Consider the following 13381-nt stretch of genomic DNA (forward strand, 5'->3'; position numbering starts at 1 on the left):
TTTCTTGGGTCGTCGATCAGCTGCCGGACGCCGCGCGGTCGATGAACAGGCTGCCCTTGGTGACGATCTGCTCGCCGGGTTTCAGATTGCTGGTGACCTCGACGAGGTTACCGTTGATGAGGCCGATCTTGATCTGGCGCAGCTCGACCGATTTGTCCTCGCGCGCGACCCAGATGCGGACCTTGTCGGCTTCATAGATCAAAGCCTGTTTCGGCACCGCCGGCGCAGCACGGTCGCCGGCCGAGTAGATCGTGACGTTGGCGAACATCTCCGGCTTGAGCAGGCCGTCCTTGTTGTCGATGGTGGCGCGGACCAGGAGGCGGCGCGTGTTGGGATCGATCGCGGCGGCGACGTAGTTGATCCTGGCGGTCAGCGGCCGACCCGGTAGCGCCATCACGTTGACGGTGATGTCCTGACCGATGCACACCGCGGCCGCATCGCTCTCGCGCACGAACGCGGTGAGCCAGACCATGGAGAGGTCGCCGATCACGAAGACCGGATCGCTGGCACCGGAACTGACGTACTGGCCGGGGCCGATCTTGCGCTGCACGACGGTGCCCGCGATCGGCGAATAGATCGTGATTTCCGGATTGATCGCGCCCTTCTCCTGGAACGCCTTGATGGTCTCGTCGGTGAAGCCGAGGATGCGCAGCTTGTTGCGCGCGGCTTCCAGCGCCGTCCCCGAGGAGCGCATGTCGTTCTGCGCCTGGACCTGGGTCGCTTCCGCCTGCTGATAGTCCTTCAGCGGAATGGCATGACCCTCATAGAGATCCTTGGCGCGCTTGAACTGGATGTCGGAGAGCTCGAGCGCCGACCTCGCCTTGTTCTGCGACGTCATCGCCGCGACGAAATCGTTCTGAGCCTGCACGGTGTCGGCGGCTTCGATCGTGAACAGCGGTTGACCTTGCTTCAGGGTCTCGCCCGGCTTGGCGAGCAGCTTGGTGACCCGGCCTGCATAGGGCGAGAACACCGGCGTCGAGCGATCCTCGTCCACCGCGACCTTGCCCTCGGTGACATACTCGGCTCGAAAGCTCTTGGCCTTGACCGGCTCGATCGTCAGCGTCGCCCATTCGGACGGCGTCGGCGTGAAGGTCTGCGCATTCCTGCGCGATTGGCTGGAGATGTCGGAGTGCTTCTTCTCCTTGGGCCCCGCCTGAAGGAAGCCATAGGCCCCGGCACCGACGAGAGCTAGTAAAACTACGGAGGTGATCACCCGTGGTTTTGTAAGCACCTGCAATCGCTTGGTATTTTCAACTACCATTGAGCCCGGTCGTGTCTGCGACGATCTCGGCAAATGACTGCCTCATCGGTCGCGCTAATAGTGCTGAATTCAGATTTCAGACAACCTAAAAAACGCTGGGCGCCTCTCGGTTGACGTTAAAATGTTGCGACGTGTCAGCTTCATGTCAGCTTCGCGCCGGCCACTGTGCCGGATGACTGCCGAGCGGCATCGCCGGACGGCTCCATTGTGCCGGCGTTGTCGATAGCACCGCCGAATGACGCACCGCCTTCAACGTGCCGAAGCCAGATGGCATGCTTTCGATGAACGCCGCATGTACAGCGTCCCCCGTAAGATCCGGGGTGTCCAGTCCGCCGTCAAGCCGGCCGAGATTCCACAGCCAGCGTCCGGTCTGCGCCAGCGACACGCGCACGTGCCAGCTGCCGCCTTCGCGGGCCTGGCGCGCCTTGGCCATCATGGCGCCGAACGCCATCAGATAACCGGTGGCGTGGTCGAGCATCTGCGCCGGCAATTCCTTGGGACCGTCGATGCCGGCGGCCTGCCCCTCCGCCTGATTGAAGCCGGTCGTGGTCTGCACCAGTGAATCGAAGCCGCGCCGCTCCGCCCAGGGGCCGGCATGGCCATAGGCCGACAGCGTGACATAGACGATGCCGGGACTAATTTGCGCCGCGTCCTCCGGCGCGAAGCCGAGGGCGGCGAGCGCGCGCGGACGATAGCCTTGCGAGAAGACATCGGCGTCTTTCAACAGCGTACGCAATTGCGCCCTGCCCGCTTCGCTCTTCAGCTCGATGAAGGTGGTGAGCTTGCCGCGGCCGGTGTCGATGGTGAGCCAGGGGATGGCGGGTAATTCAGGCCCCGAGACGAGCAGCACGTCCGCGCCGTGCGCGGCGAGCGTGCGGCCCGCGACAGGGCCTGAGATGACGCGGGAGAGATCGAGCACGCGGAGCCCCGCGAGCGGACGATCGCTGTTCGACAATCCTTTGGACCACGGTTTCGCCGGGGCCTCGCCGATCTTCTCGATCGAGGCCAGCGGCAGTTCGGCGAGCGCACGCGCCTGCGGCAGCGCCGACCATTCGTCGTAGCTGCGCATCAGGGCGACGACGCCGCCCACAGCGTAAGCCGCAGTCTCGAAATCCTCGCCTTTCCATTGCATCAGCGCCGCCTGCACCTTCTCGCGCTCGGGCACGCAGCCGAGCACCTTGCAGACGGCGTCGCGGTGATGCGGGAAATTGGTGTGGCAGCGCACGAAGCGGCCATCGCCGGTTCCGTAGACGCCGGCGATGACGTCCCAGGCCGGAGGCGGCGGCTTGTCGTCAACGCGCAAATAGCGCTCGGATCGGCATTCGACGACCGCGTGACGCAAATCGACGGAGACGTCCTGCGCCGCGCCGCTGCGCAGTCGCCAGATTTCGGCAGCGGCGAGGCCGGCGGCAGCGATCGTCGTCTGGCCGGCGACGGCGACGCGAAACGAGGATGGGATCTGCGGCTCCTCGCCCGTCAGCTGCACGCGGCCGAGCGCAGCCGGATCGCCGCCGACGGAGGTCCAGATGCACTTGAGAATGTCGGCGGAGCTTTGCATGGCCGCTTCTCTCCCTTTAGTTTTCGCGACCATCCCACGTTCAGAGAAAGGATTGCAATGGCCGCCATCGATCCCCTCACCGCGGGCGCCGTGTTCGTCGCAACGGCGGCCACCGACGCGGTCTATGTGATGTTCACCTCGGCCGTGGTCGCGCGCAAGCGCGTACCGGCCGCGACGTGGAGCGCGATCTGGTACCTGCTCTCCTCCTACGCCGTGATCAGCTACACCGAGAACGCCTTCTATGTCGCCTTCGCCGCGATCGGCTCCTGGGCCGGCGCCTACGTCTCGCTGACCTTCCTGCATCGCCCACCCGGCGGCCCGCCGGTGGGGGCGGCGCCGGAATGAGAACGGAATTCGTAGGGTGGGCAAAGCGAAGCGTGCCCACCGCCTTCGTGCGCGTTGGGGGATGGTGGGCACGGCGCTTGCGCGCCTTTGCCCACCCTACGGCTGTCTCGCCTCGTCATTGCGAGCGCAGCGAAGCAATCCAGAATCTTGCCGCGGAGACGGTCTGGATTGCTTCGTCGCAAGAGCTCCTCGCAATGACGATGTGGAGGCTTCTGCGTATCTCCCGAAACAGTTACACTTCCTGCGCTCAACAAAAAGGAGCCAAACAATGGATCTCGGTCTCAAAAGCAAGAACGCCGTCGTGCTCGGCGGCACGCGCGGCATCGGGCGGGCGATTGCGGCGACACTCGCCGGTGAAGGCGCCAATGTCGCGGTATGCGCGCGCAACGCTGATCAGGTTGCGGCCACCGTCACTGAACTGAAGGCAAGCGGCATCCGCGCCACCGGCAGTCCGGTCGACATCACCGACGGCGCGGCACTGAAAGCCTGGATCGAGAATGTCGCGAAAGAACTCGGCGGTATCGATTTGCTGTTCTCCAATGCCGGCGCGATGGCGCAGGGCCAGGATGCCGCGTCCTGGGAGCAGAATTTTCGGCTCGACGTGCTCGGCGCCGTGCATGCGTTCGATGCCGCCCGGCCATTCCTCGAAGCCAGCGGCGAGAGAAGCGGCGATGCGGCCTTCGTCATCATCTCCTCGATCTCGGCCGCACAGGCTGACCTCGCCAGTTCCTACGGCCCGATCAAGGCGGCGCTGATCCACATGGCCAAGGGACTGGCGCGGCAATATGCGAAGAAGAAGATCCGCGTCAACGTGGTGTCGCCCGGCACCGTCTATTTCAAGGGCGGCGTCTGGAACATGATCGAGCAGAACATGCCCGAGCGCTACAAGGATGCGATGAGCCGCAATCCGACCGGCCGCATGGCCACGCCGCAGCAGATCGCGAGCGCGGCGGTGTTCTTGGCGAGCCCGGTGTCATCGTTCACGACCGGGTCCAATCTCGTCGTGGACGGCGCGATTTCGAACCGGGTGAATTTTTGAGGAGGGCACGCTGTCATCGCCCGGCTTGACCGGGCGATCCGCCCAGTATTCCAGAGACGATTGTGATTGAACCGAGAGGCCGCGGCGTACTGGATACCCCGCCTTCGCGCGGTATGACGACTGAGAGTGTGGCGCGAGATCGCCTCGAGAATCTCGTCATTGCGAGCGCAGCGAAGCAATCCAGGCTATTCCGCGGAGGGATTCTGGATTGCTTCGCTGCGCTCGCAATGACGGTGTGGCGGTAGCACGCGCTACCACCTCAATGAAAATCCCGCGACGGGGGCAGAATGCGGACGTTGCGGGGATGGCGGATTTTTTGCGCGGGGGTATCGGCGTGAGCGCGGGGGTCGTCGTTGAGGGGCTCGATCAGATCGGCGCTTGATGGCACCGGATGCTTGCGGCTTAAGGCATCGTTGGCGAGACCGATCAGATCGTGCGAGCGGTCGATCATGCGCTGGGCGATGAGATGCGTCACCTTTTCGGGGCTGCTCTGGATATAGCCTTCGACCAGGATGAGGCGCGCGCCCATCACCTCCTTGCGGTATTGCTCCATGATCTTGGGCCACACCACGACATTGGCGATGCCGGTTTCGTCCTCCAGCGTCATGAACACGACGCCGCTGGCGCTACCCGGCCGCTGCCGCACCAGCACCACGCCGGCGCAGCGAACGCGGCGCCGCTCGTTCTCATGGCTGACATCCTTGCAGGCGATGACGCGCTCGCGCGAGAACATCTCGCGGAGGAACTCCATCGGATGTCCCTTCAGCGACAACCGGATGGTCTGATAATCGGCGACCACCTGCTCGGCGCGCGGCATCACCGGCAATGGCTTTGCGTGCTCGTCCGGCTGCTCGCGCGCGGTGGCCGCCTCGAACAGTGGCAGCGGCACGTCGTCGGGCAGCCGCCGCACCTGCCATAGCGCCTCGCGGCGGTCGAGCCCGAGCGAGCGGAACGCGTCGGCATCCGCCAGCAGGATCAGCGCGCGTTTGGGCAGGCCGGTATCGCGAGCGAAATCTTCGAGCGAGGTGAAGGGACGGCGGTTGCGGGCGGCGACGATGCGGTCGGCCCAGTCCTGGGTTTTCTCCGTATTGTTCTGAGCTGCCTCCCCATCGTCATTCCGGGGCGCGCCACTTGGCGCGAGCCCGGAATCCATTCCTCCTCCAGGCGTATGCGGCGCGATGGATTCCGGGTTCGCGCTTCCGCCTTCGCTCTCCGAGCTTCGGCGGACAAGCCGCGCCCCCCGGAATGACAGCTGGGAGCGTTTCAAGCGCTCCTCATCCTCGTCCAGCCAGTGAAAGCCGTCGATCTGGCGGAAACCGAGGCGCACGGCGCAATATTTGTCTCTCCCCTGCTCCAGCGTGTTCTGCGCAAAGCTGTAGGACACGTCGATGTCGCGCACCTCGACGCCGTTCTTGCGGGCATCGCCGACGATCTGCGCCGGGGCATAGAAGCCCATCGGCTGCGAGTTCAAGAGGGCGCAGCAGAAGGCGTCGGGGTGGTAATGCTTCAGCCATGACGAGATATAGACGAGCTGCGCGAAGCTGGCCGCATGGCTCTCGGGGAAACCGTAGGAGCCAAAGCCCTTGATCTGGTCAAAGCAGCTTCGGGCGAAGTCGGGATCGTAGCCGCGCGCGACCATGTTGCCGATCAGCTTGTCCTCGTATTTGCCGATGGTGCCGACATTGCGGAAGGTCGCCATCGAGCGGCGCAGGCCATTGGCTTCCTCGGAGGTGAATTTGGCCGCCTCGATCGCGATCCGCATCGCCTGCTCCTGGAATAGCGGAACGCCCTTGGTCTTATGCAGAACCTTGTAGAGCTCGTCCGCAGGACCATGCTCGGGCGACGGCGAGGGATAACGCACCTCCTCCTGACCGTTCCGCCGCCGTAAGTAGGGATGCACCATATCGCCCTGGATCGGCCCCGGACGTACGATCGCGACTTCGATGACGAGATCGTAGAACGTCCGCGGCTTCAGGCGCGGCAGCATGTTCATCTGTGCGCGGCTTTCGACCTGGAACACGCCGAGCGATTCCCCGCGGCACAACATGTCGTAGACATTTTCATCGTCCTGCGGAACGCTCGCCAGCACCCAGCGCTCGCCCTTGTGCTCCGCGATCAAATCGAAACACTTGCGGATGCAGGTCAGCATGCCCAGCGCCAGCACGTCGACCTTCATCATGCTGAGCGCGTCGACGTCATCCTTGTCCCATTCGATGAAAGTACGGTCGTCCATCGCGGCATTGCCGATCGGCACATAAGTGTCGAGCCGGTCCTGCGTCAGCACATAGCCGCCGACATGCTGGGAGAGGTGGCGCGGGAATTCGATCAGCTCGGTTGCGAGCTCGACCGCGAGGTTGATCATGGGATTGTTGGGATCGAGCCCGGCCTGCCTGACCTGCATGTCGTTCAGACCCTTGCCCCAGCTTCCCCAGACGGTGTCGGCGAGCGCGGCGGTGACATCCTCGGTCAGGCCCAGCGCCTTGCCGACGTCGCGGATGGCGCTGCGCGGGCGGTAATGGATGACGGTAGCGATGATCGCGGCGCGGTGGCGGCCATAGCGGCGATAGACATATTGCATCACTTCCTCGCGCCGCGAATGCTCGAAATCGACGTCGATATCGGGCGGCTCCAGCCGCTCCTTGGAGATGAAGCGCTCGAACAACAGATCGACCTTGGTCGGATCGACCGAGGTGATGCCGAGCACGTAACACACGGCCGAGTTCGCCGCCGATCCCCGCCCCTGGCACAGGATATTCTGGCTGCGCGCGTAGCGCACGATGTCGTGCACGGTGAGGAAGTAATGCGCGTATTTCAGCTCGGCGATCAGCGCGAGCTCTTTCTTCAGCGTAGCGTACAGTTTCTCGTCGATTTTGGTGATGCCGCCGAAATATTTGTCGACGCCGGCCCAGGTCAGGTCCTCCAGATGCCCTTGCGCGGTCTTGCCCGGCGGCACCGGCTCGTCGGGATATTGGTATTTAAGCTGATCGAGCGAGAAGTCGATTGCGTCTGCAAAGCGCATGGTCTCCGCGATCGCCTCGGGGAAATCGCGGAACAGCCGCGACATCTCCCTGGGCGCCTTCAAGAACCGCTCGGCATTGGCTTCTAGCTTCCGTCCGACCGCCTCGATCGTGGTCTTTTCCCGGATGCAGGTCAGCACGTCCTGAAGAGGACGGCGCGCCGGATGATGATAGAGCACCTCATTGGTCGCGAGCAGCGGCACTCTTGCCTTTGCCGCGAGATCATCGAGCCGCGCCAGCCGGCGCCGGTCGTCGCCGCGATAGATCAGGCTCGCCGCCAGCCAGACGCCCTCGGCGCGGCTGTCCTTGAGTTTTGCAAGAACATCCAGCGCCTGCGCGGATTCGAAACGATGCGGCAGCGTCAGGACCAGGAGCTGGCCTTCCGAAAACGCGAGGAGATCGGCGAAGGTGAGGCGGCATTCCCCCTTCTCGATCCGCGTGATGTCGTCGCCGCGCTTGCCCTTGGTGAGAAGCTGGCACAGCCGGCCATAGGCCGCGCGGTCGCGCGGATAGACGAGGATGTCCGGCGTACCGTCGATGAAGACGATGCGTGCGCCGATCAGGAGCTTCGGCTTGTGCAGCACCTCGGCATTGTCGAGCTCCTTGTAGGCGCGCACCACGCCGGCGAGCGTGTTATGATCGGCGATGCCGATCGCGGAGATGCCGAGGATGCTGGCCTGATGCACATAGGCGCGCGGATCCGAGCCGCCGCGCAGGAAGGAAAAATTGGTGGTGATGCCAATCTCGGCATAGGCAGGCGTGTTCATGCGAAGAGACCGTGCACATACCAGCTGGGAGGAACGGGCTTGCCGTCGTCATCGAAGCACTCCCCCTCATAAAGACCGTCGCGAAAGATCCAGAAGCGCAGGCCTTCGGCATCCTCGATACGGAAATAATCCCGCGTGAGCTGCTTGCCGTCCTGCCGCCACCATTCCATGGCGATGCGCTCGGGTCCCTCCACCCGCACCACCGCATGTAGCGCGCGGCGCCAGGTGAACTGATGTGGCGGACCGTCTGGCACGGTCGCGAACGGCACCTTGATCGGCTCCGGCTTGTCGAACAGCCGCAAGGGGCGCAGCGGCGGCTCGCTCTCAGCACGCGCCGGCCATTCGGCCTGCATGGCGGCGGCGAGATGATGCTGCGCCGGCGCGGCCAGCACCGCGCATTCAGGGATATGGGTGTCCTGCGGCAGGTGCACGACGACGCGCTTGCCGCCGATGCGCGCGGCAATGCGGTCGATCAGTGCGGCGAGCTCGTCATTGTCGTGGACATGAGCGTCGAGATCGCGCTGCTCCTGCACCACGATCTCGGTGCGACTCGCCGACAGCCGCACCATGTCGAAGCCGAAGCCGGGATCGAGCGGATCGGCGAGTGCATCGAGACGCTCGCGAAACAACCGATCGATGACTGCGCTTCGCGTCACGGGACGTCCGGTCTCGACCGTGATAGCGCGCACCACGCCGTCGGTGCGGAAAAAGGCGGCTTCCAGGCGCCGCGCGCCCTTGCCTTGCTTCTCCATGGACGCGATCAACGTGTCGGCGAGCCGCGACAGCGTCATCGCAATCATGGTGTCGGTCGCGATCGGCTCGGCAAAGCGCTTTTCCACGATGTAGTCGGGCAGCGGCTTGCGCGGGTTGATCGGCGCATCGCCCTGCCCCAGTGCATGCGCCAGCAGCGTGGAGAATCGCGCGCCGAACCGCGCCGTGATCTCGCTCGGCGTGCGCGCGGCGACATCGCCGATGGTCTTCAGCCCGGCACGGCGCAGGCCGATGGTGATGATCTCGCCTGCGCCGAGCGCGGATATCGGCAACCGGCTGATCGCCTCCGCCTCCTCGCCATCGGCCACGATGGTGCCCGTGGCCTGCCGCGTCAGCGTGCGCGCGCAGACCGAGGTGCCGGCGATCGCCGCGCTGACGGCAAACCCCTGCCGGGCCAATGCGCGGACCAACGTCCGCAACAACGCGGCTTCACCGCCGAACAGATGCGCACAGCCGGTGATGTCGAGGAACAGCCCGTGCGGCGGATCGAGCGCCACCAGTGGCGTGAACCGGTCGCACCAGTCCGCGACATCGCTGAGCGTCTTCGCATCGGCCACGATATCGGCGTCGAACACACGCAAGTCCGGGCACATCGCCCGCGCATTCGCCAGCGGCTGACCGATATACAGGCCGAGACGTTCGGCGACCTCGTCCAGCGCATGGATCACCAGCGCATTGTTGTCCTTGATGACGACGATGCTTGGATCATTGCTCTTATGCAGTCCGACGTTGCCAAAGAACCGCTGAATCCGGTCGATTGGCAGGCGCGGCAGCCACAGGCTGAGGACACGTCGACGGCTCACTGAACTGGCACTCATCACATTTCCATTCCATGATCCACCGGCCACATGGGCCATGACGATTGCGCAAGAGCTCGGCATCGAAGCGCGGCGCCCCCCAGGCACTCCACACCGGGCCCGGCGGTGAATGCGCCGCGCGCAGCATCCATCGTGTTTCCGCGGTCGAGGGCAACGGTTGCGCGGCCAGGCGCAGCAAGAGCCCGGTGACACCGGAAGATTGCGCGGCCAGCGTCAGCTTGCGGCTCGCCACGAGATCGAACTGCCTGATCTCGCCCCAGAGCTCGAGCACCACGGCCCCCAGCGCATCGCAGGCGAGCGCGTCGGCTGAGGTGCGCAGTGCGCTCTCGACATCGGCGGCACGCACCATCACCACGCGGCGCGGGTCGAGGCCGAGTTCGGCAAGCCCGCTCATCGACAGCGCGCCGGTTTCGAGCTCCGAAAAATCCTGCCGCACCCACAGCAGCGGCTTGCGTGCCGTCACGCGGCCCGCAAGCCCCATGACGAATCCCGTCGCGACCGTCCCCTGCCGGCCCTCGCAAAACACCTCATGGATCGCCGCGCGTGCAAGCCCGCCCTTCAGCGCGGTATCCGCCTCGCTGTGGCCGAGCGCGACGCGATCGCGATGATGCACGACCTCCGCCGTCTCGATGCGCTCGATTTGGCTGCGCAAGGTCGCAAGCGCGCTTCTGCATGCGCCGCTCATGCTCACCGCTCCTTCAGAGATTGATGCCGTGGTCCTCAAAAGAAGAACCAACGGCTGGCTCATTTGTTCATGATATGTTCTAATATAAAGCTAACGGCGCCCCGAGAGTCAATCGAATTGGCGCTCAGTCGGATTCATGAGCAGAATCAAGAGGATTCAGGTGCCATGTACCTCATCACTCTCGACAGCCAGACCGATTTCGAGAGCTGGCGCAAAACCGCCCGCGCGCTCGCACTGCATCAGATCGCACCGGCCGACGTGACCTGGAGCGTGCAGGGCCGCGCGAAAGAGGCGGTGCCGGCCGGTCTATGCGAAGCGCCAGGCATTCCGCCGATCGAAACCGACGGCACCTTCAGCGTGCCGGCCAATTTCATCGAGCTCGCCCGCATCGCGGCCCTGCACCGCGATGGTGAACGCTTTGCGCTGCTCTATCGCCTGCTGTGGCGGTTGCGGACCGACCACGATCTGCTCGAGACCAGGGCCGATCCGGACGTCGCGCAGGCAACAGCGATGGCCGTCAGCGTGCATCGCGACATGCAGCGGATGCGCGATGTCATTCGCTTCCGCGAGATCGGACGCGAGCACAACGCACATTACGCGGCCTGGTTCGTGCCGGAGCATCACATCGTCGAATTCACCGCCCCCTTCTTCGCGCGCCGCTACGCCGACATGCCCTGGTCAATCCTCACGCCCGACATTTGCGCCCATTGGGACGGCCACGCGATCTCATTCACCCCGGGCATCAGCCAGACGGAGATGCCCGGCCCAAACCGGTTGGAGGAAACCTGGCGCCGCCACTTTCGGCCAGACCACCCGATCACGCCGGAAGCGCCGAAGAAGAGTCACAGGAACCTGTCGAAAGCCTCGATACTTGAACCCTTGCTCGCCGATGCCGAACGCTGGACCGGCGGGTGGATCCCCCCCGCGGCCGGAGGCTCCGATGAAACGCAAGCTAGCTGCCGATGATCTCGACGCGCTCCGCGAGGAGGCCGCGCATTGCCGCGCCTGCCATCTCTATAAGGACGCAACCCAGACCGTGTTCGGCGAAGGCCCGAAGTCCGCCAACATCATGCTGGTCGGCGAGCAGCCCGGCGACAAGGAAGACCTCGCCGGCCACCCCTTCGTCGGCCCGGCCGGCCAGATGCTCGACCGCGCGCTGGAGGAAGCCGGCGTCGATCGCAAGAAGGTCTATGTCACCAACGCCGTCAAGCACTTCAAATTCGTGCCGCGCGGAAAGGTCCGCCTGCACCAGAAGCCGAATACGCCGGAGATTCGGGCGTGCCGGCAATGGTATGAGCGGGAAGTTTCGGCAATCCAGCCCGATCTCGTCGTGGCGATGGGCGCCACTGCCGCGCAAAGCGTGTTCGGCAAGATCACCCCTATCGGCAAAAACCGAGGCCGGCTCATCGACCTACCCGACGGGCGCAAGGCTTTGGTGACGGTGCACCCGTCTTATCTGCTGCGGCTGCCCGATCCGGAGACCAAGGTGCTGGAATATCAGCGCTTTGTCGACGATTTGAAGATCGCGGCCGGCTTGCAGAAGAAGGCTGCACGGGCTGCCTAATACTGGCAGGAAAACGGCTTTCACGCCTTAGTTGTCATCCGGCCTTCAAATCCATCGCGGACAATCCCCTTACTTGAAAGTTAAGGGGCGTCCAGACATGACCGATGTTGCATTCGACCGCGCGGTAACAGATCCCGCGCCCGTCCAGCCGGCCTCGCGGCCAAATCTCGACAAGGGCTTCAATCCGCTGACGTTGATCCTGTTCTTCGGCATCCTGGCCGCGGGCCTGCTGTTCGTCGCCTACAGCATCTATGTCGACATCAACGCGACCGGCACGCGGGTAACGACCTACCTGCCCTACATCCTTCTGTTCGTCGCGCTCCTGATTGCGCTCGGCTTCGAATTCGTCAACGGCTTCCACGACACCGCCAATGCGGTGGCAACCGTGATCTACACCCATTCGCTGCCGGCGGAAGTCGCGGTGATGTGGTCGGGCTTCTTCAACTTCCTCGGCGTGCTCTTGTCCTCCGGCGCGGTTGCGTTCGGCATCGTCTCGCTGCTGCCGGTCGAGCTGATCCTCCAGGTCGGCTCCAGCGCCGGCTTCGCCATGGTGTTCGCACTTCTGATCGCCGCGATCCTGTGGAATCTCGGCACCTGGTTCTTCGGCCTGCCCGCCTCGTCCTCGCACACGCTGATCGGCTCGATCATCGGCGTCGGCGTCGCCAACGCCGTCATGCGCGGCCGCGACGGCACCTCGGGCGTGGATTGGAGCAAGGCGACCGAGATCGGCTACGCGCTGCTGTTGTCGCCGCTGTTCGGATTCATCTGCGCCGCCGTGCTGTTGCTGCTGCTCAAGTTCATCGTGCGCAACCCGGCGCTCTATGCCGCGCCCGAAGGCAACAAGGCGCCGCCGCTGTGGATCCGCGGCCTGCTGATCGCAACCTGCACCGGCGTCAGCTTTGCGCACGGCTCGAACGACGGCCAAAAGGGCATGGGCCTGATCATGCTGATCCTGATCGGCACCGTGCCGACGGCTTACGCCCTCAACCGGGCGCTGCCGGAATCCCAGGTCGCCCAGTTCCAGAAGACCTCCGAGGCCGCCTCCAAGGTGATCTCGGCGAAAGGCGCCGGCCACAGCATCATCGGCGATCCCCGTCCGGCGGTGACGCAGTACATCGCCCTGCACGAGCTCAACGAGGGCACCTATCCCTCGCTCGCCGTGCTGGTGAAGGACGTCGGCGATCAGGTCGCCAAATACGGTTCGCTGAACAAGGTGCCGGCGGAAGCCGTCGGCAACACCCGCAACGACATGTACCTGACCTCGGAAGCGATCCGCTTCCTGATGAAGGACAAGGCGAACGATCTCAACAAGGATGAGATCGCGGTGCTCAACACCTACAAGGGCTCGCTCGATGCCGCCACGAAGTTCATCCCGAACTGGGTGAAGATCGCGGTCGCCATCGCGCTCGGCCTCGGCACCATGATCGGCTGGAAGCGCATCGTCATCACCGTGGGCGAGAAGATCGGCAAGAGCCATCTCACCTACGCGCAGGGCGCCTCGGCCGAGCTCGTGGCCGCCGCCACGATCGGCGCCGCCGACGTGTTCGGCCTGCCGG

Annotated in this window: 8 protein-coding genes and 1 pseudogene; 4 read left to right on the forward strand and 5 right to left on the reverse strand. The window is 64.5% G+C overall.

Annotation, left to right across the window (positions count from 1 at the left end):
- Nucleotides 1-16: 16 nt before the first annotated feature.
- Complete coding sequence (locus CWO91_RS27205) at nt 17-1261, reverse strand: efflux RND transporter periplasmic adaptor subunit (protein WP_130217905.1); 1245 nt, start codon at nt 1259-1261, stop codon at nt 17-19.
- A gap of 145 nt (nt 1262-1406) precedes the next feature.
- The gene (locus tag CWO91_RS27210; RefSeq protein ID WP_130217907.1) at nt 1407-2819 is read right to left on the reverse strand and encodes a CoA transferase; all 1413 of its coding nucleotides are present in this window, start codon (nt 2817-2819) and stop codon (nt 1407-1409) included.
- Between the two features lie 57 nt (nt 2820-2876).
- Here CWO91_RS27210 and CWO91_RS27215 point away from each other — a divergent pair, with 57 nt between their 5' ends.
- Both CWO91_RS27215 and CWO91_RS27225 read left to right on the forward strand, forming a co-directional pair.
- Nucleotides 2877-3164 carry a hypothetical protein gene (locus tag CWO91_RS27215; protein ID WP_091890782.1) on the forward strand — a complete coding sequence of 96 codons (288 nt, stop codon included), beginning with the start codon at nt 2877-2879 and terminating at the stop codon, nt 3162-3164.
- Between the two features lie 268 nt (nt 3165-3432).
- The gene (locus tag CWO91_RS27225; RefSeq protein ID WP_130217911.1) at nt 3433-4203 is read left to right on the forward strand and encodes an SDR family NAD(P)-dependent oxidoreductase; all 771 of its coding nucleotides are present in this window, start codon (nt 3433-3435) and stop codon (nt 4201-4203) included.
- A gap of 259 nt (nt 4204-4462) precedes the next feature.
- On the opposite strand, the gene CWO91_RS27230 is transcribed toward CWO91_RS27225, so the two are convergent.
- The 3 genes from CWO91_RS27230 to CWO91_RS27240 are packed head-to-tail and all read right to left on the reverse strand — an operon-like array spanning nt 4463 to nt 10261.
- Nucleotides 4463-7987 carry an error-prone DNA polymerase gene (locus tag CWO91_RS27230; RefSeq protein WP_130217913.1) on the reverse strand — a complete coding sequence of 1175 codons (3525 nt, stop codon included), beginning with the start codon at nt 7985-7987 and terminating at the stop codon, nt 4463-4465.
- On the reverse strand, nt 7984-9576 hold the full coding sequence (locus CWO91_RS27235) for a Y-family DNA polymerase (RefSeq protein WP_165405734.1): 1593 nt from the start codon (nt 9574-9576) through the stop codon (nt 7984-7986). Before CWO91_RS27235 ends, CWO91_RS27230 begins: the two co-directional genes overlap by 4 nt.
- Nucleotides 9473-10261 (reverse strand): ImuA family protein, encoded by a 789-nt coding sequence (locus tag CWO91_RS27240; RefSeq protein WP_130217915.1) that lies wholly within the window; start codon nt 10259-10261, stop codon nt 9473-9475. The genes CWO91_RS27235 and CWO91_RS27240 overlap by 104 nt, the downstream gene beginning before the upstream one ends.
- Before the next feature lie 165 nt (nt 10262-10426).
- Here CWO91_RS27240 and CWO91_RS27245 point away from each other — a divergent pair.
- Nucleotides 10427-11825: pseudogene (locus CWO91_RS27245) on the forward strand (UdgX family uracil-DNA binding protein).
- Nucleotides 11826-11922: 97 nt separating this feature from the next.
- A partial coding sequence (locus CWO91_RS27250; RefSeq protein WP_130217917.1) for an inorganic phosphate transporter occupies nt 11923-13381 on the forward strand: 1459 nt, incomplete at its 3' end.

It is taken from the genome of Bradyrhizobium genosp. SA-3 (assembly GCF_004212635.1).
GTDB lineage: Bacteria > Pseudomonadota > Alphaproteobacteria > Rhizobiales > Xanthobacteraceae > Bradyrhizobium.

Excerpts from the sequence above, each read along its gene's own strand:
- CWO91_RS27205 (WP_130217905.1), bottom strand. The coding sequence starts at position 1,261 with ATGGTAGTTGAAAATACCAAGCGATTGCAGGTGCTTACAAAACCACGG.
- CWO91_RS27210 (WP_130217907.1), bottom strand. The coding sequence starts at position 2,819 with ATGCAAAGCTCCGCCGACATTCTCAAGTGCATCTGGACCTCCGTCGGC.
- CWO91_RS27215 (WP_091890782.1), top strand. The coding sequence starts at position 2,877 with ATGGCCGCCATCGATCCCCTCACCGCGGGCGCCGTGTTCGTCGCAACG.
- CWO91_RS27225 (WP_130217911.1), top strand. The coding sequence starts at position 3,433 with ATGGATCTCGGTCTCAAAAGCAAGAACGCCGTCGTGCTCGGCGGCACG.
- CWO91_RS27230 (WP_130217913.1), bottom strand. The coding sequence starts at position 7,987 with ATGAACACGCCTGCCTATGCCGAGATTGGCATCACCACCAATTTTTCC.
- CWO91_RS27235 (WP_165405734.1), bottom strand. The coding sequence starts at position 9,576 with ATGAGTGCCAGTTCAGTGAGCCGTCGACGTGTCCTCAGCCTGTGGCTG.
- CWO91_RS27240 (WP_130217915.1), bottom strand. The coding sequence starts at position 10,261 with ATGAGCGGCGCATGCAGAAGCGCGCTTGCGACCTTGCGCAGCCAAATC.